Annotated in this window: 22 protein-coding genes and 1 tRNA gene; 18 read left to right on the top strand and 5 right to left on the bottom strand. The window is 48.1% G+C overall.

Annotated features, from left to right (window positions below):
• Positions 1-21: 21 nt before the first annotated feature.
• The 9 genes from ACZ481_RS10845 to spoIIR all read left to right on the top strand — a co-directional run bounded on the left by ACZ481_RS10845 (position 22) and on the right by spoIIR (position 7761).
• Positions 22-768 carry a cell division protein FtsQ/DivIB gene (locus ACZ481_RS10845; RefSeq protein WP_464770157.1) on the top strand — a complete coding sequence of 249 codons (747 nt, stop codon included), beginning with the start codon at positions 22-24 and terminating at the stop codon, positions 766-768.
• A gap of 24 nt (positions 769-792) precedes the next feature.
• Positions 793-1485 carry a DUF881 domain-containing protein gene (locus ACZ481_RS10850; RefSeq protein WP_464770158.1) on the top strand — a complete coding sequence of 231 codons (693 nt, stop codon included), beginning with the start codon at positions 793-795 and terminating at the stop codon, positions 1483-1485.
• Between the two features lies 1 nt (position 1486).
• Complete coding sequence (locus ACZ481_RS10855) at positions 1487-1816, top strand: small basic family protein (RefSeq protein WP_464770159.1); 330 nt, start codon at positions 1487-1489, stop codon at positions 1814-1816.
• A 165-nt stretch (positions 1817-1981) separates the two neighbouring features.
• Positions 1982-3184, top strand: coding sequence for a cell division protein FtsA (gene ftsA / locus ACZ481_RS10860; RefSeq protein ID WP_464770160.1), 1203 nt, complete (start codon positions 1982-1984; stop codon positions 3182-3184).
• 17 nt (positions 3185-3201) lie between these two features.
• Positions 3202-4251: a cell division protein FtsZ gene (ftsZ, locus tag ACZ481_RS10865; RefSeq protein ID WP_464770161.1), complete on the top strand. Its 1050-nt coding sequence runs from the start codon at positions 3202-3204 to the stop codon at positions 4249-4251.
• A gap of 307 nt (positions 4252-4558) precedes the next feature.
• Complete coding sequence (locus ACZ481_RS10870; RefSeq protein WP_464770162.1) at positions 4559-5491, top strand: sigma-E processing peptidase SpoIIGA; 933 nt, start codon at positions 4559-4561, stop codon at positions 5489-5491.
• Positions 5470-6207 carry an RNA polymerase sporulation sigma factor SigE gene (sigE, locus tag ACZ481_RS10875; RefSeq protein ID WP_464770163.1) on the top strand — a complete coding sequence of 246 codons (738 nt, stop codon included), beginning with the start codon at positions 5470-5472 and terminating at the stop codon, positions 6205-6207. Before ACZ481_RS10870 ends, sigE begins: the two co-directional genes overlap by 22 nt.
• A gap of 146 nt (positions 6208-6353) precedes the next feature.
• On the top strand, positions 6354-7127 hold the full coding sequence (gene sigG / locus ACZ481_RS10880) for an RNA polymerase sporulation sigma factor SigG (protein ID WP_144350013.1): 774 nt from the start codon (positions 6354-6356) through the stop codon (positions 7125-7127).
• A gap of 34 nt (positions 7128-7161) precedes the next feature.
• Positions 7162-7761, top strand: a complete 600-nt coding sequence (gene spoIIR / locus ACZ481_RS10885) for a stage II sporulation protein R (protein ID WP_464770164.1) — start codon at positions 7162-7164, stop codon at positions 7759-7761.
• A 424-nt stretch (positions 7762-8185) separates the two neighbouring features.
• Here spoIIR and ACZ481_RS10890 read toward each other — a convergent pair whose 3' ends face one another.
• Positions 8186-8449 carry a YlmC/YmxH family sporulation protein gene (locus ACZ481_RS10890; RefSeq protein WP_464770165.1) on the bottom strand — a complete coding sequence of 88 codons (264 nt, stop codon included), beginning with the start codon at positions 8447-8449 and terminating at the stop codon, positions 8186-8188.
• Between the two features lie 305 nt (positions 8450-8754).
• Here ACZ481_RS10890 and nrdR point away from each other — a divergent pair, with 305 nt between their 5' ends.
• The 4 genes from nrdR (at position 8755) to ACZ481_RS10910 (ending at position 13796) form a co-directional block, all read left to right on the top strand.
• A complete protein-coding gene (gene nrdR, locus ACZ481_RS10895; RefSeq protein ID WP_464770166.1) occupies positions 8755-9219 on the top strand; it encodes a transcriptional regulator NrdR in 465 nt (154 codons plus the stop codon).
• Between the two features lie 25 nt (positions 9220-9244).
• Entirely contained in the window at positions 9245-11257 is a 2013-nt protein-coding gene (nrdD, locus tag ACZ481_RS10900; protein WP_464770167.1) for an anaerobic ribonucleoside-triphosphate reductase, read from the top strand.
• Between the two features lie 14 nt (positions 11258-11271).
• Entirely contained in the window at positions 11272-11808 is a 537-nt protein-coding gene (gene nrdG / locus ACZ481_RS10905) for an anaerobic ribonucleoside-triphosphate reductase activating protein (protein ID WP_464770168.1), read from the top strand.
• A gap of 257 nt (positions 11809-12065) precedes the next feature.
• Complete coding sequence (locus ACZ481_RS10910; protein WP_464770169.1) at positions 12066-13796, top strand: TIGR03960 family B12-binding radical SAM protein; 1731 nt, start codon at positions 12066-12068, stop codon at positions 13794-13796.
• 248 nt (positions 13797-14044) lie between these two features.
• Here ACZ481_RS10910 and ACZ481_RS10915 read toward each other — a convergent pair whose 3' ends face one another.
• On the bottom strand, positions 14045-14329 hold the full coding sequence (locus ACZ481_RS10915) for a DUF2164 domain-containing protein (protein WP_464770170.1): 285 nt from the start codon (positions 14327-14329) through the stop codon (positions 14045-14047).
• Between the two features lie 141 nt (positions 14330-14470).
• Positions 14471-14926, bottom strand: coding sequence for a DUF6173 family protein (locus tag ACZ481_RS10920; RefSeq protein WP_464770171.1), 456 nt, complete (start codon positions 14924-14926; stop codon positions 14471-14473).
• 219 nt (positions 14927-15145) lie between these two features.
• Here ACZ481_RS10920 and ACZ481_RS10925 point away from each other — a divergent pair, with 219 nt between their 5' ends.
• Both ACZ481_RS10925 and ACZ481_RS10930 read left to right on the top strand, forming a co-directional pair.
• Positions 15146-15331, top strand: coding sequence for a hypothetical protein (locus ACZ481_RS10925; RefSeq protein WP_464770172.1), 186 nt, complete (start codon positions 15146-15148; stop codon positions 15329-15331).
• Between the two features lie 181 nt (positions 15332-15512).
• Positions 15513-15911: a hypothetical protein gene (locus tag ACZ481_RS10930; RefSeq protein WP_464770173.1), complete on the top strand. Its 399-nt coding sequence runs from the start codon at positions 15513-15515 to the stop codon at positions 15909-15911.
• A gap of 51 nt (positions 15912-15962) precedes the next feature.
• On the opposite strand, the gene ACZ481_RS10935 is transcribed toward ACZ481_RS10930, so the two are convergent.
• Positions 15963-17111 (bottom strand): AlbA family DNA-binding domain-containing protein, encoded by a 1149-nt coding sequence (locus tag ACZ481_RS10935; RefSeq protein WP_464770174.1) that lies wholly within the window; start codon positions 17109-17111, stop codon positions 15963-15965.
• A 182-nt stretch (positions 17112-17293) separates the two neighbouring features.
• Here ACZ481_RS10935 and ACZ481_RS10940 point away from each other — a divergent pair, with 182 nt between their 5' ends.
• A complete protein-coding gene (locus tag ACZ481_RS10940; protein ID WP_464770175.1) occupies positions 17294-17443 on the top strand; it encodes a hypothetical protein in 150 nt (49 codons plus the stop codon).
• A 449-nt stretch (positions 17444-17892) separates the two neighbouring features.
• Positions 17893-19800: a heavy metal translocating P-type ATPase gene (locus tag ACZ481_RS10945; RefSeq protein WP_464770176.1), complete on the top strand. Its 1908-nt coding sequence runs from the start codon at positions 17893-17895 to the stop codon at positions 19798-19800.
• 758 nt (positions 19801-20558) lie between these two features.
• Here ACZ481_RS10945 and ACZ481_RS10950 read toward each other — a convergent pair.
• Positions 20559-20635 (bottom strand) — tRNA-Pro (locus ACZ481_RS10950).
• Between the two features lie 165 nt (positions 20636-20800).
• Between ACZ481_RS10950 and ACZ481_RS10955 the strand changes: the two genes are divergently transcribed.
• On the top strand, positions 20801-21505 hold the full coding sequence (locus ACZ481_RS10955) for a C40 family peptidase (RefSeq protein ID WP_464770177.1): 705 nt from the start codon (positions 20801-20803) through the stop codon (positions 21503-21505).
• Positions 21506-21701: the final 196 nt, after the last annotated feature.

The following is a 21701-nucleotide window of genomic DNA, read 5'->3' on the forward strand; positions in this document are numbered from 1 at the left end:
GATGTCTACAGGGGTGATAGCATGCAGACAGCGGAACGCTTAAAGGCGGCAAGGCGGCGGCGTGATTCGGCATTTGCAGCCTATCTTGCGGCTTTGGCATTGCTGATAGCATTTTTTTTATTCGTTAATTCGCCCTATTTTATTGTGGGGACAGTGGTTGTTGAAGGCAATAAATACATTACGGTGGAAGACGTGTTACAGGTGGCCGGTGTCCCTGAACAAGTGAACATTTTCAGATTAAAAACGGCAGATATTAAAGAACGGTTAATGAGTGACCTGCGGGTAGCTGAAGTTAAGGTAGACAGGCGTTTTCCCGCTACTATATCTATCAGGGTAACCGAGCGCCAGCCGCTGGCTTTTGTGGCCAGCCAGTACGGTTTTGTTGAAATTGACCGGCAAGGGATGGTAATGGCTGCTTTTAAAAACCTTAAAGAGATAAAAGTCCCGGTGATTACCGGGGTCCGTTTAGGCAATGTATATGTGGGCGACCAGGTGAACAATCCCGGACTGTTCTGTGTCCTGACCTATCTTGCGGCTTTGGATGAATTAACGCTGAATCAATTGTCAGAGGTAAATATTAAGTCACCGGATGAACTCGTTGCCTATACAATCGATTCCATAGGCATACGGGTTGGTGACAATCAGCGCCTGCCGGAAAAAGCGCTGCTTACAGGCGAGATTTTGCAGGAGATTGCGACTAAAAAGCTGGCTGTCGAATATATAGATCTTAACTATAAATCGCCGATTATCAAGCTGCGTGACCGATGAGGAATTTCGAAAGGAGACGATATTTTGGTACCGATCAAACAAGGGCAGTTTGCGATTGCCCTGGTCTGTGTTGTGCTGGGAATTATGCTGGCGGTACAATTCCGTACCACCCAGGATATTAGATCAAGCATCCCTTATCAGCGGGTGGAAGATTTATCCCAGCGCCTAAGCCAGACCGAAAAAGAACGGGACGCGTTAATCAATCAGGTGCAGGAGCTTAAGCGCACTTCCGGGGCTGAGGCCGCGTCCAAGGAATTGGAGAGGGTTAGGATGGGAGCCGGCGTAATAGCTGTTGAAGGGCCTGGTATTATTGTAACTATTGATGACAGCAAGCGTCCTTCCAAACCTGGTGAAAATCCCAATCTATACCTGATTCATGATGACGATATACTTAAGGTAATTAATGAATTGTGGGCTGCAGGGGCAGAGGCAATTTCTATTAATGAGCAGCGGCTTATAGCCAGCTCTGAGGTCCGCTGTGCCGGCCCGACCCTGTCGGTTAACAATTCACGCTATTCACCGCCGTATGAGGTCAGGGTTATCGGCGAGCCGACAACACTGGAAAACGCGCTTAAAATGCGCGGAGGTGTCATTGAGACCCTGCAGTTTTGGGGTATCCAGGTAACTATAAAAAAACAGGATGATGTAAAAGTCCCGGCTTACAAGGGTGCTTTCCGGTTTGAATTTGCTAAGCCGCTGAAGGAGGGTGGTAACTAATATGGTTTTACCTATTACCGGTTTGATTATAGGTATAGTTATAGGTATATTTTTTCCCATTACTGTGCCACTGGAATATGCAAAATTTATGTCGGTTGCCCTGCTGGCATCATTAGATTCTGTTTTCGGCGGTTTGCGAGCCGGCATTGAGGAAAAATTCGATAACACCGTGTTTATAACCGGTTTTTTTACAAACGCATTACTAGCTGCCGGCTTAGTTTATATAGGCGACCGGCTGGGTATTGACTTATATTATGTTTCACTGTTAGCATTTGGCTTAAGGATATTCCAGAATTTAGCAATTATTCGTCGATATTTCTTGAAAAAATAGTCGAAAAGCTTCAAAGCCTGTCTGAATATGTTAGGGCTTTGAAGCTTTTCTTATGATGAGTTTCCCCAAAAAAAAACAACGAATTTTCCCCCCCGAAAAAAAGGGAAAATGCTACTTATGTTGAAACTATTGGGAAGAAACATAATACTGTGCTGCGAGGGAGTTATGGATAAAAAAAATATATTAGCTATTGATGTTGGCACAGGTATGGTCAAAGTTCTGGCCGGAAGGCAGGAAGCAAATGGCCGAATACAAATTTTTGGCAGCGGCGCTGCTCCAACTGCAGGGTTTGCCAAAGGTGTGATCACTGACATCGGTGCTTTGGCCCATTCTATCAGACAAGCGGTAGAGTGTGTTGTTATGGCAACTGACAGCAAGGCGGCCGGTTCTGTTTATTTAGGTCTTAGCGGCTCGGTGCTTGTTGCGCAAAATAGTATCGGTACTGTGGCAGCCGCCGCAGCCGGAGCTGTTACCGGCGCTGATGTGGAGCGGGCCTGCAAGGCAGCTGTGTTTTCAGTTGCTGATCATGAATATGAGGTGCTGCATGTTTTTCCTGCCAGGGAAGCTGTTACCCAGACTGGCGCAGCGCTTGAAGTGGAGACTCATATTATATCGGCTCCCAAAGATACACTGGCCGAGCTTAGCAGTGTTTTGAGCGGGAGCGGTATTCACCTGAATGGAATCGTTGCCAGCGGCATTATGGCGGCCGAGGGCATGAATAACGAATTACCTGATCAACCTGCTAACTTTATATTTATTGATATTGGTGCAGGTGTTGCCGATATTTCTCTGTATGTGGAAGGGCGCCTGCGTTCCTCCGCAGCATTACCCCTGGGCGGAGACTACATAACCAGTGATTTAATGCAGGGTCTTAGCGTTAACCGGGCCCATGCCGAGGAGATTAAACGCTATTATTCACGGCTTTCTCCTGATTTACGCAATCAGGGGGTAGTGCTGGATTGCAATGATTATGGGACAGTGGACAAACATATCCCCTTTGATTTTTTATATGATATTATTGAAAGCAGGGTGGAAGAAATTGTTGCTTTGGTGCATGGTTATCTTCAACCACTGCAGGCTGAATATCTAACAAAGCCGGGACAAACTTTTGCGGCTATTTATCTGACTGGCGGCTGTGGAGCAATGCCTAGCATGGTGGCTTGTACAGCCAGGGTTTTTCAAATACAGGCCACTGCGGTAACACCGGCCGCCCTTGCGGCTGAATATGCACATCCTGCTAATACCGTAGGTTATGGAATTTTAAAACACGGTGCCAAAAATATGGAAGCTGAGCCGGTTGGCGGGCGCAGTGCCTGGGATACACTGGTTCATAAAGCGAAAAAATTATTGAAATTTGATCGATATTAAGGGAGGAAAACTTACTAATGCTGGAATTTGATATGGATTTAGATCAATTTGCTTCGATAAAAGTAATCGGCGTAGGCGGTGGGGGCAATAATGCCGTAAACCGCATGATTGGCGCCGGCCTGCAGGGCGTTGAATTTATTACAATTAATACCGATGCCCAGGCCTTGATTGGTTCTGAGGCTGCCTACCGCATTCAAATCGGGGAAAAGCTGACCAAAGGTCTGGGCGCAGGCGCTAATCCGGAAATTGGCGAGAAAGCGGCGCAAGAGAGCCGGGAGGATATCATAAAAGTGCTTAAGGGCGCGGACATGGTATTTATTACAGCCGGTATGGGCGGCGGTACCGGTACGGGCGCGGCGCCGGTGGTGGCTGAATGTGCCCGGGAGGTGGGCGCCCTCACTGTTGGCGTTGTCACCAAGCCCTTTACTTTTGAGGGGCGTAAGCGTCAGTTGCAGGCAGAACGCGGGACGGCCAAGCTTAAGGAAAAGGTAGATACGCTGATAACTATTCCCAATGACCGTTTGCTGCAGGTAGTTGATAAGCGGACTTCGATACTGGATGCATTTAAAATAGTTGACGATGTATTGCGTCAGGGTGTGCAGGGGATATCTGACCTTATTGCCGTGCCGGCTCTGATAAACCTTGACTTTGCCGACGTAAAGACCATTATGAGCGATGCCGGTTCAGCCCTGATGGGCATCGGTTTTGGCACTGGCGATAATCGCTCGGTGGCGGCAGTGGAAGCTGCTATCAGAAGCCCGCTGCTGGAGATGTCAATCGATGGTGCCAAGGGGGTATTATTGAACTTTACCGGCGGTCCCAATACAACTTTATTTGAAGTGAATGAAGCAGCCGATATTATCGCTAAGGCTGCTGACCCGGAAGCAACCATTATTTTCGGGGCAACTATTGATGAACGTTTTGAGGATCAGGTACGGGTAACTGTTATTGCCACTGGGTTTGATCCCAAGCCTTCGATCAAAGCAAATGAGGGCCGGCGTGAAAGCCCGGTCATTGAACCTTTTAAAGGTCGTGACTTAGATATTCCGGCTTGGATGCGCCGTTAGTGAACTCGTTTCAGCAAAGCTGAAACTGCGAGGGTTCAGGTGGAGAGCCAACTCCACCTGAACCCTCGCCGCCTAGAGCGGCGGGAGTCTTAACGCCTCGGCTAAGATAACCGGCTCTTATAAAGAAACCCCGGCTCAGTACTGAGCCGGGGTTTCTGTCTGTTTTTAGCCTTATTCTCTGGCAAAAAATTACATTATTTTAAAATAAACCTTGGTATAATTGGCATAGTGATTTTAGCAGTGGCATATATTGCTATGTAGCGGTTCTGATTATGGTATAAAATTCCATGCCAGGAAGGGAAGACCAGTGTACATCTATGCTGATATGGTACTATTGATTAATTTTATGATGAATAGTGTGATTCTGGTGTTAACAGCTTATGCTGCAGGCATTTCGTTCCGGTGGAAACGAGTATTGCCGGCCGCTTTCCTGGGCGGAATCTATTCTCTGGGCGGGATTTTTCCGGAGCTGTTCATACTGTACACAGTCCCGGGAAAGTTATTGGCCTCAGTAATCATTATCCTGCTGGCTTTTGGCCGCAAATCCTTAAAGCTAACACTAACACTTGTCGGCATTTTTTTTATTATCTCTTTTATTTTAGGCGGAGCGGTATTAGGCTGGCTGTATTTTGCCCAGACCGGAGTGCCGCCAGGGGCCAGTCTGATGAGTACGCTGTCCTGGAGTCATTTGTTAACAGGCGCAGTTATTGCTGCCATCCTTATTGGGCTTGTCGTTAAACAGATGCTTGGCCGCATCTATCGCCGGCAGACTTTTTATCAGGCCAAAATCGAGTATGGCGGGCGTTCTGCTGAAATAACCGGTATGCTGGATACAGGCAATGGGCTTTTTTCACTGCTGGGGCGAAAACCGGTTGTTCTCTTGAACCGGCAGGCGTCACTTTCCCTGTTGAGCTTACAGGCAGTGGAATATTTGAACAAGAATAGTCCGGAGCTGTGGCTGGCTAACCTGGATCAATGCCCGGATACAGCCTGGCTGTCAAGGGTGGAGGTTATCCCCTACCAGTCAGTCGGCAGCCGCAGTGTTTTACTGGGCTTCAGACCGGATCGCATCACAGTAATGACCGAATGTGGACCGGCGCAGACCGCTAACGTGCTTATCGGTATTTATAGCGGTGTCTTTGCCGCCGGCAGCGACTGTCAGGCGCTTTTGCACCCTGCGCTAATAACCGGGGTAAATACAACAAAGGAGGCAGGGATATGCGCATTACCTGGCCAATAGTCAGATTATACTTTAAACTTAAGGTGATTTCATTTCTTCAACGTATAGGCTGGCTTAAGCCGGATGAGGTATTTTATGTAGGCAGTGCAGAGATTTTACCGCCGCCCTTATCCGGTGATGAGGAGGTATTTTTGCTCAGCCGCCTGCAAAAAGGCGATAAGTCTGTCAAAAGCGTGTTTATTGAGCGCAACCTCCGCCTTGTTGTCTATATAGCACGCAAGTTTGAGAATACGGGGGTAAGTGTTGAGGATTTAGTCAGTATTGGCACAATCGGACTGATTAAAGCGGTAAATACCTTTGATCCTATAAAAAAGATTAAACTTGCCACCTATGCCTCACGGTGTATTGAGAATGAAATTTTAATGTATCTGCGCCGCAACAGCAAGACCAGGGCTGAAGTATCCTTTGATGAGCCGCTCAATATTGATTGGGATGGCAATGAACTGTTGCTCTCCGATGTATTAGGCACCGAGAATGATATTATTTATAAGTCGGTGGAAGAAGAGGTTGATAAAACATTATTATATACTGCTATGAGTAAGTTGTCCGGACGGGAACGGCGGATTATGGAGCTTAGGTTTGGCCTTAATGATGACGGCAATGAACGCACACAAAAAGAGGTTGCTGATCTGCTGGGAATATCCCAGTCGTACATCTCCCGTCTGGAAAAGAGAATAATCAAGCGCCTGCGCAAAGAAATCAGCCGTATGGAATAAGTCCTGCGGTTGTTTTTTTTTGCCTATTTTTGGGCACGACAGGCATTCATGGCATCACACGGAGTATAAAACCGCCAAGCCATGGCAATAATGCTTGTGTAGGGTTAAGTAGTTTTAGTAGCCTGGAAAAACTGGGGAGGAATAACATGATAATCAATAAGGTAGAGATATGTGGTGTAAATACAGCCAAGCTCCCGGTGCTTTCTGCCACTAAAATGCGTGAGCTGTTTGAGGTTATGCAAGCCGGTGAAAGAGCGGCACGGGAACAGTTGATTTATAGTAATCTGCGCTTGGTTCTTAGTGTTATTCAGCGGTTTAACAACCGGGGCGAATATGTGGACGATTTATTTCAGGTTGGCTGTATCGGCCTTATGAAAGCAATTGACAACTTTGATTTGTCCCAGAATGTTAAGTTCTCTACTTATGCAGTTCCCATGATTATCGGTGAAATCCGGCGTTATCTGCGAGATAACAACCCCATCAGGGTAAGCCGGTCCATGCGGGATATTGCCTATAAGGCCTTACAGGTCCGCGATTCATTAGTAAGCCGGTTTTCGCGGGAACCATCAATCAATGAGATTGCCGATGAACTCAAAGTCCCACGGGAAGAAATCATCTTTGCCCTGGATGCGATTCAGGAACCCATCTCGCTCTTTGAGCCGATTTATCATGATGGCGGTGATCCCATCTTTGTTATGGATCAGATTAGTGATGATAAACATCTGGACTTAAGCTGGCTTGAGGGCGTGGCGATTAAAGAAGCCCTGCGCAAGCTGAGCGAGCGGGAGAAGCATATTCTTACCCTAAGATTTTTTGAAGGAAAAACGCAGATGGAGGTTGCCGAAGAGATCGGTATATCTCAGGCGCAGGTGTCGCGGCTGGAGAAAGCCGCTTTAGGGCATATGCGCAAATATATATAAGTATTCACCGGCAATACCTGGGAGGATGTTAGTCTTGAGGAAAAATTTACCTGTTAAATTTATGGTGCTGTTATTGATATTCTGTTTTGTTGGCGGCGGCTGGGGTTTACTGCTGCAGCAGGAGGAAAGTGGTACGGCTGTAATGTCCAAGCGCGGGGATTATGTTAGACTGCATATCCTGGCGAACAGTGACAGTATTGAGGATCAACAGCTGAAATTAAAAGTGCGCGATGCGGTTATCGCCTATTTAACCCCCTATGTCCAAGACCTAAGCAATGCCGGGGAGGCCAACACCATTATCGCCAGCCATCAGGACAATATAGTTATGATCGCTAAGGCGGTATTAGGGGAAAACGGTGTCAATTATCCGGTTGCCGTGCAAATGGGAACCTTTCCGTTCCCTGACCGCACCTACGGCAGTTTAGTGCTGCCGGCCGGGGAGTATCAGGCTGTCCGTATCCTGATCGGACAGGCTGCAGGCCAAAACTGGTGGTGCGTATTATTTCCGCCCCTTTGTTTTATTGATGGTGCCAACACGGCCCTGGCGCCGGTAAGCGAGCTGAAGGCTGCCGGGCAGCAAGGCAGTCCGGCGCCGCAAATTCGCTGGAAAATAGCCGAATGGTTCAGGCAATAATTATATGTTGCCAGCAATTACAATAGGGAAGAACAGGAGTTGTCTCAATAAAGATAGGGGGATAACTCTTTTTTTATTCCAGCCCCGGCAAAATAGCCGGGGTCTTGCCATACAAATTTGAAAAGCAAAAATTTTCTAACAAATGGTAAAAATTGAAAAAAATCACTGAGAGCGAAAGGGGTTTTGATTTATTTGCAGAATATGGTATTTATTGACAGGGTTATGAGGTGATGATATAGACGCCATATTTAATATCTAAGAAATTATGCCCTTAAGGTTTTATAAAGTAATAATCTGCTTATACGGTCGGCACAGCAATAAATGGTGTGCCGACTTGTTTGTGAGCAGCACGGACTGATTCTGCCGGGATAAATAAAAAGATGATCCCGGGGGATCACCTTCGCGGGCTAATTTTACATTTTAGTTACAGGCTATCCCGCTTAATCTCGCCAAAACTGCCGGCTTCCACTAAAATTACATCCATGCCGATTTTATTAATTTTATCCCAGGGAATAACTACATCTTCATTGCGGCCAAAGAGCCCTAAAAATTTTCCGATGCCCGGAACGACGATTGCGGTAAGCCGGCCACTTTCGACGTCAATTTCGATATCTGTGATATTTCCCATACGTTTGCCATCCACTACATTGATTACTTCTTTTAATTTTAAATCGCTGGTTTTTAACATGTATCCCCCTCCTCTGCCCAGACTGTTACCGATTACTATGTAGCATTCTGATTCTACAATAATTATATGAAGGACAAGGGCTAAATGTGTGTAAAATCAATTATTTATTATAAGGGGATAAGAAAAATCTGCGGCTGCTGACGTCTTGGGCCATGCCAGGTTTTTCTAAATTTAATTTTCCTGTAAGCAGGAAAAGCACAATATATGGCGTATATTAATTATCTGGATACAAGATGTAGTATAGATTCCTGCTGAGCTATAAATATTATAACATACTTGGCAGAGTAATCAAGGGAGTGGATAATTTGCGCTGTCCATTTTGCGGAGTTGCTGACAGTAAAGTGATTGATTCCAGATCAGCCGACGAAGGAAATTCCATTAGGCGTCGCCGGGAATGCTTAGCCTGCGCCCGCCGCTTTACTACCTACGAGGTAGTGGAAGCGATACCGTTAATGGTTATTAAAAAAGATGGACGCCGTGAAATGTTTGACAAAAGCAAGCTGCTTGGCGGGATAGTACGGGCCTGTGAGAAGCGGCCAGTGCCTGCTGAGATTATTGAAATTGCCGTGAGCAAGATTGAAAAAGAAATCCGGGATAACACGGAGCGGGAGGTCTCAACCCGGCAGATTGGTGAAGCTGTGATGCGGCATTTAAAAGAAATTGACCAGGTGGCATATGTACGGTTTGCTTCCGTTTACCGACAGTTTGCCGATATAAATAACTTTATGCAGGAACTTGAGAGCCTGATGAAGGCTCAGCATAAAGAGTAAGCTGAAATAGATGGGGGAAATTTTGATGTTTGCGAGGATAAAAAAACGTGATGGCCGGGAATTGGCCTTTGATGAAAGCAAAATAACCGAGGCGATATATAAAGCGGCCAAAGCAGTCGGCGGGGCGGACCGGCAGCTGGCACTGGAGCTTACGCTGGAAGTATTAAAGTTTTTAAAACAAAAATATAATGGCGGTCTGTTTAGTGTGGAAGATGTCCAGGATGCGGTTGAAAAAACTCTCATCGAAACAGGGCATGCCAAGACAGCCAAGGCTTATATTTTGCACCGGGACAAGCGTACCCGCATGCGGGAGGCTAAATCCGATCTTATGGATGCGGTTGGCGAAATATTGGTTGAAACCAGCCGGGAAAATGCAAATGTTTCCAATTCGCCTTCGGCCAAAATGCTGCAAATCGCCAGTGCTGCCAGCAAATCCTTTTACTTGAACCGTCTGATCCCCGATAAGTTTGCCCAGGCTCATGTAAAAGGGGACTATCATATCCATGACCTGGATTTTTACGGCAAGACCCTGACTTGTGTCCAAATCCCGCTGGGAAAACTATTGCAAAACGGTTTTAATAACGGCCACGGCTACATCCGGTCCCCCAAACGGCCGGCTTCGGCGACTGCTCTTGCTGCTATTATTTTACAGAGCTCGCAAAATGATATGCACGGTGGCCAGTCATTTGCTTTTTTTGACCGGGATATGGCAAAATTCATGGAAAATGCCAGTAATGAAGAAGTATATCAGGCGATGGAAGCGTTGATTTATAATTTAAACAGTATGCACTCCCGCGCCGGCGCTCAGGTGCCGTTTTCCAGCCTTAATATCGGTACAGACACGTCCCCGGCCGGCAGGACTGTAATCAAAAACGTGTTATTGGCTTACGAAAAAGGGTTAGGGCGGGGCGAAAACCCGATTTTCCCTAATATAATTTTTCGCCTGCAGGAAGGCGTCAATTTTAATCCCGGTGATCCGAATTATGATTTGTTCAAACTGGCCATCCGCGTGGCGGCGCAACGCCTTAATCCCACTTTTAGCTTTATGGATTCTTCTTTTAACAAGGAATACGGGGATCAGGTAGGGTACATGGGGTGCCGCACCCGGGTGATGGCTAACCGCTGCGGCCCGGAAGTCACCGACGGGCGGGGGAACCTGAGCTTTACCACGATAAATCTCCCGCGGCTGGCAATTAAGGCGGAACGCAACTTTATGAAGTTTTATCAGAGCCTGGCACAATTTATTGATTTAACCTGCGAACAGCTTTATCATCGCTACCAGGTTCAGGCCAAACTTAGAGTTCGCGACATGCCTTTCTTAATGGGCCAGGGCCTCTACCTGGATTCAGACCACCTGCAACCGAATGATTATATCGGGGATGTTATTAAACACGGCACACTTTCCGTTGGCTTTATTGGTTTAGCCGAGACACTGACCGCATTAACCGGTTATCATCACGGCGAAAACGAAGAGGCGCAGATTATGGGGGAAGAGATTATTGCTTTTATGCGGGACAAGCTTGACCGGGCAGCGGAACATTATGATCTGAACTATACACTGCTCGCTACCCCGGCCGAAGGCCTGTCAGGACGGTTTGTGAAGATGGATCGCCGTGAGTATGGAATTATTCCCGGCGTTACTGATAAAGATTACTATACCAATTCATTTCATATTCCGGTTAATTATCCGGTAAGCGTCTATGATAAAATCCGCATTGAAGGTGTGTATCATAAGTATGCCAATGCCGGACATATTAGTTATGTTGAGTTTTCCGCCCCCCCTGTTAATAACCTGGGGGCTCTGGAAGAGATTATCCGTTATATGCGGAAATGCGACCTGGGGTATGCCGGTTTTAACTATCCTGTTGATTTTTGTGAAGGCTGCGGCCATCTGGGGGTAATCGACACTGACGAATGCCCGTCGTGCGGGACTACCAGCGTACGCCGTGTGCGGCGTATTACCGGTTATCTGAGTACTGTCGACCGGTTTAATGATGCCAAGCTGAATGAGCTAAATCAACGCGTAAGACATATTTAGGGCAGGGAATTATTATGGAGATCAGGCTAGCTGGAATAACGGAAGAAAGCATTGTGGACGGACCAGGTTTAAGGCTGGTTGTTTTTGCCCAGGGGTGCCCTCACCATTGCCAGGGGTGCCATAATCCGGACACACATGATGTCAACAGTGGTTATACCCTTAGGGTGGAAGATCTTTTTGACTATATACAAAAACGGTTTGCCGGTAATAAAATATTACGGGGCGTTACTTTTTCCGGGGGTGAGCCTTTTCTTCAGGCCGAGCCTTTAGGTTATCTGGCTCGGCGTTTAAAAACGCTCGGACTTGATATTGTTTGTTACAGCGGCTTTACTTTTGAGCAACTGGCGCCTATGGCCATAACCAATAAGGGAGTTGGGAAATTGCTCAGCCAGACTGATATTTTAATAGACGGCTTATATCGGGCCAAGGAACGTGATCTGAGTTTGGCCTTTCGGGGCTCGCGGAATCAACGGCTGATTGATGTTGCCGCAACCGTGGCTGCCGGCCGGATCACGCTGTGGGTAGATGCTTCGCAGCAGCGGTGGGCTTAGTGTCTTGACCACATTATCTTTTTAGTTGATGACGGCCAAAATGGCCAATGGCGGCGTCAGCCCCTCCTAGCAGACCCCTTCCAGTATGCGTCGTCGGCGCTTCCTTGCCCTTGGCCATTTTGTCTCGCTCTAAAACTAAAATATAACATGGCCAAGACACTGGTAGCGTGACATTTTAAGCTGAAATTTGTATATACTATTGTAATGTTACCAATGGATTTAATTTAGCGGCAGACATTACCGGTGGATGTGATAACATGTCGTGGCATCTGAAACAGCAGCTGCAAAAAACTATTGCTGCAGAACAAGGAACATTAGTCTTTGCATCAGGCTCCCGTCAGCCGATGGCTCTTGTTTACCCGAATACCTATCATGTAGGAATGTCAAATCTGGGCTTCCACATTATATATGAGCAAGTAAACAACCGGGCCGATACGGCCTGTGAGCGCCTGTTTTTGCCGGATAAAAAAATATTGGCAGAGTATATGCGGACAAATACCCCGTTAATGAGCCTGGAGAATCAAAGGCCGTTATATGAGTTTCCGCTGATTGCCTTTGCGGTTTCTTTTGAGATGGACTATTTTAACCTGCTGGCCATATTAAAGGCAGGCAAGGTCCCGGTATTGGCAGCCGACCGGGAAGCAGGCGATCCCCTGGTGATCATCGGCGGCCCGTGCGCGACCTTTAATCCGGAGCCGCTGGCTGATTTTGTTGATGTTTGCATAGTTGGTGAAGGCGAGGAAGTAATCCAGGATTTTTTAAACAGTTATTATGACAGCCGGCGCCGTGGTTTGTCAAGGGAAGAACTTTTACTCGGCCTGGCCCGGATTGAGGGTTTGTATGTCCCGCGATTCTATCAGCCGGCTTATGACAGTGCGGGCCTTATTGCCGGCTATAGCCGGCATGTAAATGTGCCGGTCCAGGTGAAACGGCGCTTTGTCAAAGATCTGGGGAAGTTTCCCGGACAAACGGTTATCGTTACGTCCGCTACTGAATTCAAGGATATGTACTTAATTGAAGTAGCCAGAGGCTGTGGCCGCCATTGCCGGTTTTGTATGGCTGGCTACTGTTTCCGCAATCCCCGGGTACGGTCGTTGGCGCAAATTGCCGAGGGTGTGAAGAAAGCTAAGCGGCTGCAGGCTAAAGTCGGCCTTATGGGGGCCGCGATATCTGATTATCCGGAGATTGATAAGCTGTGCGCAATGATTTTAGACCAGGGAGTTGCCATGTCCGTCGCCTCGCTCCGGGCTGACTCGCTCACGCCCGCACTGGTGGAAGCCTTGGCTGCCAGCGGCCATAAGACCGTTACCTTAGCGCCTGAAGCCGGCAGTGAGCGGCTGCGAAGGGTAATCAACAAACAAATCAGCGATGACCATTTACTCCAGGCGATAGCGGCAGCAGCCAAAGCCGGCATTCCCCATGTCAGATTATATATTATGGTCGGCCTGCCGGGGGAAACGGAAGAGGACATTGAGGCGATTGTCGAAATGGCTCATAATATAAAAAAATACATGGGGGCTCTGGGCAGCAGGGGCCTATTGACGCTAAGTATTAATCCCTTTATTCCCAAGCCTTTTACCCCTTTTCAATGGCTGCCGATGGCCCCCGTGGCTGCCGTGACCGGTAAGCTGAAGTATATTCAGAAGGCGCTGAAATCACTAAGAGGTGTCGAAGTGCTGATTGAACAGCCCAAGGAGGCCTATATTCAAAGCGTACTGGCAAGGGGGGACCGGCGGCTCGGACCGGTGCTGGACTCGGCTGTGGCTGCCGGGGGCGTCAAAGGGTGGAAGCAGGCACTTAAAATACATGCAGTTGATGAAGAGTTTTATTTGTATCGCGATCGAGACCCCGGGGAAGTCCTGCCCTGGCATAATTTAAGTATGGGATTCAACTCTGACTATCTGTTGGCCGAGTATCAGCAAGCACAGGCAGAAAAAAATACCCCGCCCTGTGCTGCGGGGTGTACACGTTGCGGGATATGCCAATAATAGTGAGCCTAGTGTCTTGACCACATTATCTTTTTAGTTTGATGACGGCCAAAATGGCCAATGGCGGCGTCAGCCCCTCCTAGCAGACCCCTTCCAGTATGCGTCGTCAGCGCTTCCTTGCCCTTGACCATTTTGTCTCGCCCTAAAACTAAAATATAACATGGTCAAGACACTCGTCATAACAGGCAGGACTTGATTAGCAGCTTATCAGCCGCTTGTCCGTAAATCCGGATTTAGGCTCAGCCACTTTAGGCTGGGCTGTTTTTTTTACCGGCGTCACCCTGGCTTTTAGCAGGCAAGGCTTTTATTGGTTTCTCCAGGATGAATAAGTCGTCAATTTTTTGACTCATCAGGGCATGCGTGTCTTTTATGGCCTGATTATAAATAGGGGGACCAATCGTTTCCACAATAAAATCCAACAGCAGGGTGGCGGATAAATCGCTGATAAGCTCATCCTTTTCTGTAAGAAAGTAGTGTTTAATCGCCTCAATACAGGCAGTCTGCTGTTCTTTGCTGAGTTTAGGGTCTTTCATTTTTACCTCCAAAAATAAAAGCCAGAGCTCTGTTCGCTACAGTCACTCTGGCGGGAGTTGCGCACTCCAATATCAGTATACCCGGTTTTGCCGTTCCTTATACAGACAAGCCGGGGCGGGGCCAGCGGTGGGTTGCTCCGTTCATTTTGTGGCTACAGGCAGCGGCCCGGTATTCTCATCCGGGGTTGAAGCGGCAGAGTCGCCGGCTAAAGGCGAATTTGAGCAAAAGCCAATGGGGCACCGGGGCTCTGCCGAAGGCTGGCGTTTGATTCTAATTAGCATAAAGCTTATTTGGCTAATATGCTGAATCAGCTCAACGGCGGATTTATCGGCCAGCGTCCCCTGAAACCAAATCAGGCTTGGGTCCAGATAGCCGATACGGGCTACGCTGAATTCTGTTGATTTGCCAAAGCTTACAAGACGCATTCCGACCTCGTGTTCTTGATCCAGTTCAGCCTCAAAGGCCTGCACACGCTTAATAAGTTCGTTGAAAATGTGCTTGGCCGTATAGGGTTGGTTGAATTCGGCCAATTGCTGGCCAAATGATTTGAGCATCGGAATATCAGGCAGAGACCAGTTCTTAGGGTTTAAAGTCATGCTGTTGTCCACTCCTGCGCAAAATTATATTCATAACAAAATTCGCTAAAAGTAACAAATTTCCTGTAAACAGGCTAAAAGTTAGGCGCTATATACGCATTGGCCGCCCCTTAATGGTCTGACTTTCAACCAGGCAAGGTACTCGTGACAAACAGGTAAATAAATGAAGGATTCTCAGCCGGTTTAACGAATAGGTAGCAAAAAAGGAGGCGGATAAATATGGCTGGAGCTTCGACTATTTGGGTAAATGCCGATATGAGTGAACAAATATCTGATTTTAATGGTGAATATGTATTGATAACAATAAATACTATGCAAAGAATACCGCTGGGGCAGACACTGGAAAGCGCGATAAAGAAATTAAAAGAACTGGGCAGGGAGGACATTGCCGCCCAGTTAAAATAAGAAACGATCTGGCCTTGGGCCAAAGGCCGGCAAAAGCCGCCTGCGCCCCCGGTATAGCCGGAGTAGGCCGATAGAACTTCCATCTCCCGGGCCGGAAAAATTACCGGCTAACCTCACTGCTGTAATTGCTGTGGGGTTAGTTTATTTGGACATAACTTTTTTACAAGAAGGGGATTTCAATATGAGTGCCAGTTTGCAGTTAATTCAGTTAGACGAAGAAAAAATTGTCGAGGTTTCGGGTTTCAGCGCCCTCAGCGGCATTTATCTTGAGAATACGGAGCTGGATATTTCCGTGTCGCCTGCAGGCCAGGGCAAAAATAACACCATACAATTATCCATTACCCCCAACAGCAGGGCGGATGTGCTGCCTTTTTCTTTTGAGATTGAGATTATAGCTCACAGAATAACCTTAGCTCAGCTTGTTAACGGCAGCAGTCTGGTTGTTGTTCCCGCAGGCGTTGATATTAACTTGAGTGACAGCCTGGCGATAAAAGCTGCTTTGCAAAAAAGCGGGGGAATATGGCTGGATAGACTGCCTAAAGAATGTATCAGGGAAATCATAAAACATTGTTCCTGTTGAGACGCGTCGGCGGTTTTTACGATGTGCGCACCTAGAGGGACGGACCGGAGTCTAACTCTGTATGTTGGCATTAAACCAGCTTTGGGCAAACTCTTCCGACCAATCCTGCCGGCAGGCCTGCAAAAAATAACGGATTAACGGGATGCACATTGTTTGGGGATCAGATAAATCATCAACCTTACCATCTATGCGGAATAAGGTTGCCCTATGTTCGATTTTCAGCCTGTCCAAACCGTTTGTAGTCCAGTGAATGGGTGTTTCCGTAAGATCAATCACCTCAAACCATAAGCGGATTGGCCCCCAGTAGCCAAGAGTAGCATAGGTTTCGGAATAAAAACGCAGGGCTTTAACCCAATCGTGCACCAGCCACTGCAGGGGGAGTGGTTCCTGGGGCAACACGTTAAACCCCGTGGCATAAGTGATGTCGCCGCTTTCAAAAACTTTAACGCCAAAACTGTAATTTATTCCGGGGTTAATCCCTTCAAACCTATCGACAAAGGGCCGGAGGATATTACCGTTAAACCAACTAAGATAATGGCGGGAATTAAGCTGATCACGGTGAATCGATAAAGTATCGGCAATTTCCAGATTGCCAATCAGGGGCATGCAGGTCAGCAGAAACGATCCCCAGGGAGCCGGATCAAACAGTATTTTTTCTAAATCCAGATACCGCTGGCGGATGCTGCTTTTGGCAAGGGCGGACATTGTATACATTTGCCGTATCTCCGGTTCGGTTAAGGGAACATTATCCTGATTGCGCCGGGCGTAATAGTAAATGCGCTTATCCCAATTTATGGCATGCGGTTTGAGACGGCTCTCGGGGACATAGGCTATTAGGTAATAACCGCCTAGACGGGCTTCGATTTTGTATAAATAAAATTGCAGCCCCGGAGCGATATTGGTTCTTATAATCCGGGTGGCCCTGTCTATCAGATCAGGTTCGGAGAGCGGTGTTAATTCAGCGGCAATAGAACCGAGATCCGGATGTTTCTCTTCCTGAATGCCGTATATGATCATACCGCCGTTGCTGTTGGCAAGCGCAGTAATATCTTTCAGTAATTCACGCCGCTCTTTGGGCGGTTCAAGGTTTAGCTCCCGCTTGTAATCCAGACGCTGATTTTCCGGTATTCGCTCCCGGCACAAGAGCTGCAGGTCGTTTTCATCCCAGTTCTCCGGCGGCTTGCTGATTGGTAATAGCATACGGCTACCTCCGTTAATAGTAAATTATATACTGATTCTACAATAATTTAGTAAACCCTGTAAAAGCATGGCTCATATGGCCGGCTATTTTTACTGCCCACTGCCTGCGGCCGCGGTGCGGGAACGCATTTTTGCATAAATTTATAAGATCCAGGCACCCTAAAGCCAAGGAGTGATGACAAATGATGGATTATGGCGGCGGCTTCTTCCCTTTCGGCCTGGTATTTATGATTTTATATGTTATTGTTGTTGTGTATTTCCTTATGCAGCTCGCAGGCATCAATAAAGCACTGCAGCGGATTGCGGGCGTCTTGGAGAAAAATAAAGAATAGGTTGTCCTTACGTGGCCCCGGGAAACCGGGGTTTTTATTTTTAGAGCGACAGCTGCATGTGACCTTGCTGTCATTGCCTGTGTAAGCAGAAACTGGCAGTAACAGCTTGACAATGACTGCGGTATCATTTACAATTAGTTTGAAATTCAAATAGTTTGTTAGTGTTATTATTTGAAGTTTAAACTATAAGCTTTGGATAAGTGGTTGACGCAGATAGCGGCTCGCTGCCGGGGAAGTGAGCCGCCGGAGGCTGAAGGCCAAGGCGTTTATTATCCTGATAGACAGTCATGTCGTTACAACGGCACCAGCAAAGAATGAAACATGCTATTTTTGGGGATAGAAAGGTTAACTTTCTCTGGATAAAGGCAACAGCGGCTTCCGCTTTCGCTAAGGCTCGGCGCAAAGCCGTGTTTTCTTTATAAATAAACGATTAAGGAGAGTGGCATCTGATGAATGGAGAGACTGTGGCTGCAGTACAGGTCAATAGGCCGGTTAATGAGCTGTGGGAACGGCACGGGGCGGCGATAACAACTGCTGTTAGCGCGGTGCTGGCTTTGCTGGCGTGGTACGCCGGTACGCTGGGCTGGAGCGTGCTGGAAATTGCTTTGTATGTGTCGGCTTATCTGATTGGCGGCTACCGAAAAGCTTGGGAAGGACTGCAAACGCTCATCCAGGAGCGCGATCTTGATGTTGACCTGCTTATGATTGTGGCCGCCGTTGGTGCGGCCAGCATCGGCTACTGGCAGGATGGGGCAATTTTAATTTTAATTTTTGCGTTAAGCGGTGCCCTGGAAGGCTACACAATGGAGAAAACCAATCAGGACATTCGTTCTATTATGAAGCTGCGGCCGGAAACGGCCCTGGTCTTACAGGGCGATACAGAGCTGCGGGTCAGCGTGGAAGAACTGCAGCCGGGTGATCTGGTGCTGGTTAAACCGGGAGAGAGAATTCCGGCCGACGGGCTGGTCTGTCAAGGTTATTCTGCTGTTGATCAGGCAACCATTACGGGGGAATCCATTCCTGTGGATAAAACCTGTGGCGCTGAGGTGTATGCCGGCACTATCAATGGGCAGGGTGCTTTGACGATTGAAGTGACCAAGCCGGCGGCCGCTACCCTGCTGGCCAGAATTATCCGTCTGGTGCAAGAGGCGCAGAGTGAAATGCCCCCAAGTCAGTTATTTGTGGAAAAGTTTGAACGGATTTACGCCAGAGTTGTTGTTGGGGCCGCGCTGTTGCTGCTGATTATACCTCCGTATGCCTTTGGCTGGACCTGGGATAAGACGGTGTACCGGGCCATGATTTTTCTGGTGGTGGCCTCGCCATGCGCTTTGGTTTCATCAATTATGCCAGCGATTTTATCTGGTATCTCCAATGGTGCCCGTAAGGGAATTTTGTTTAAGGGTGGAGTTCATTTAGAAAATAGCGGTAATATCAAACTGGTTGCGTTTGATAAGACGGGGACGCTGACAGAAGGTAAACCGAAAGTGACGGATATTATCCCGCTGTCTGCGCAAAGTCCGGAGGAATTGCTGCGGCTTACGGCGGCCCTGGAAATGTTATCGGAACATCCAATTGCCAAAGCCATTGTCCAAGCCGCGCAGGCGAAACAGCTGGAATTGCCAAAAGCAACCGAATTGCAGGCTATACCGGGAGTGGGGGTTCATGGCCGTGTGAATCAAGAAGAATTTCGCATTGGCAAGCTGGAATGTCTGAAAGGTCATATTTTGCCGGCTGAACACAAGCAACTGGCGCAGCAGCTTGAGCAGGAAGGGAAAACGGTTATTTATGTACAGGCCCAAAACCAACTGCTGGGGCTGCTGGCAATCCAGGATACGCTGCGGCCGCAGGCGCGCAATGCGGTGCGGGCCTTGCGCCGCATGGGAATTCAGGTGGCTATGCTGACAGGCGATAATGCCGCCACGGCCCAGGCGATTGGCAGGCAAGCTGATGTGGACTGGATTTATGACAGTCTGCTGCCTGAGCAGAAAGTAGAGATTGTTAAGAAACTTACCGCTAAATTCGGCAAGGTTGCGATGGTCGGTGACGGGGTTAATGATGCACCGGCTTTAGCCACCGCAGCGGTGGGCATTGCCATGGGGGCCGCCGGTACGGATGTCGCCTTGGAAACAGCCAATGTGGTCCTTATGGCAGATGATATTGAAAAAGTTGCTTATGCTATTGCCTTGGGGCGCCGCACCAGAAAGGTAATTAAACAAAATATTGTTTTTGCCATGGGGGTTGTTTTGGTATTGGTGGCAGGTACCTTTTTGGATCAGGTCAATCTGCCGTTTGGGGTAATCGGCCATGAAGGCAGCACTTTGCTGGTAATTGCCAGCGGGCTGCGCTTGTTGCGGTAGAACGCTTCTTTGCCGCTAAAACGGGCTATATCCATAAAGGCAACAGATTATGTAACATACTGGCAATAGGCAGAATACAATAAATCAGGGCGGTAGTTATGGGTGTGGCTATAGAGAGGCGACGATCCCGTCGCCTTTACATAACAATAGCGCTGCCGAGTGCGGCGCCAGGGTAGCAGGGAATATATGCAGTTTGGCCCGGTGCCTCAGGCGCTAGGCAGGGTTGCTGTCCCGGCTTTGGCCAGTCTGGCATGAATTCTGATGGGATAAAGAAAACACGGCTTGGGCTGAGCCAGTGGCGAAAGCGGAAGCCGCTGTTGCCCTTAGCCAGGGAAAGTTAACCTTTCTAAATAAAAAGCGCGCCGTCCAGCGATGGGCGGCGCTTTTAAATGGGAGAGGAATACTTGGGGTTAATATACCCAACTGCCAGGCTCTTTATGCACTCGGCGTAGCATACTGGCGGCTGTGGACGGATATTCAGCCTGGCCGCCCTGCCAACAGCCGGCGCCGGTTACCCCCCTGGCGCCGGAGCGGATGCCGGGGCAGGCCTTCGACAGGCAATTGAAAATTCACATATATATAGGAAGGAACATAAAATAAATATAAAATTAGCCCTCTTATTCGACAAATAAGAGGGCTAATAAATCCGTTATCCTATGTGCTGTCAGTTATCTTTGAAAAATGTCGGAACATAATGCTGTATTATGCTCGTAAATAGCTGTTAAGGCTTCGGGATGCCCTAAATTAGTGACATAAACTGGTCGGGGCGACAGGATTCGAACCTGCGGCCTCTTGGTCCCGAACCAAGCGCGCTACCAAACTGCGCTACGCCCCGGCTCACATTTATATAGTATACACATCTGTAAACACATTGTCAACAGTAAAAATAAAGAGTTCCAGCAGACTGCAAAAAATGCCAATATAGGTCATGACGAGGCAGGGAATTTACTGGGAATGTCGAAATGAAGGCGAGAGGTCTGGAAAAAATGGGGGTATGTGTTTGAAAATAGTCCGCATAATTTTATTTACATTTATTTATACATTTTTTTTGCTCATCCCCGACAGCCTGGTTTTGGCTGCCGGGCAGGATATGCCGCTACTCAGGCAGGGCGATAACAAGGAAGCTGTCTGTGTCTTACAGGAGGAGCTAAAGCGGCTGGGGTTTTATCAGTATGAGGTGGACGGAAGTTTTGGTATTGGCACGAAAACGTCTGTTATCAGGTTTCAGGAAATTGTCGGCCTTGACGCCGACGGTATTGTCGGGAACGGAACCTGGCAGGCGCTGCGCAATTATTCCAGCAGCAGTGAGATAAGCCGGGCCAAAACGGACAGGCGGACCGGGCAGCAAATTGCCAGTTTTGCTCAAAAATATCTGGGTGTGCCCTATGCCTGGGGTGGTGCCGGGGCGGGCGGCTTCGACTGTTCAGGCTTTGTCTATTACGTCTATGGCCAGTATAATATTTCTTTGCCGCGGGTTGCTGATGAACAATTCCATATTGGCCGGAACATACGCCTGGCTGATATTGAACCGGGTGATTTGGTGTTTTACAGTACGTACGCTCCCGGGCCATCCCATGTCGGCATCTATGTGGGGAACGGCCACTTTATCCATGCCAGTTCCGGTGCCGGTCAGGTAACTTTGACAGCAATGGGTAAGCCTTATTATCAAGCGAGATTTTTGGGAGCATACCGTGTTGTCCGGTAATAAGCAAGGCTTGGCTTGAGTCAGGGGCTTGCCGGGCGGCGCAGAAGCTGCCTTAAGGGTATGGTCTTCTTACTTCTGATCAGGCAGGTACACTCTCTGATCCTGTACACAGGCAGGCGTGAGTTTTGGCAAGCAGAACCGATATTGCCTTTAGCCAGCAGAAAGTAACCCTGCTGGCAGGAAAAATAACCGGCCT

This window comes from Sporomusa intestinalis, assembly GCF_055383785.1.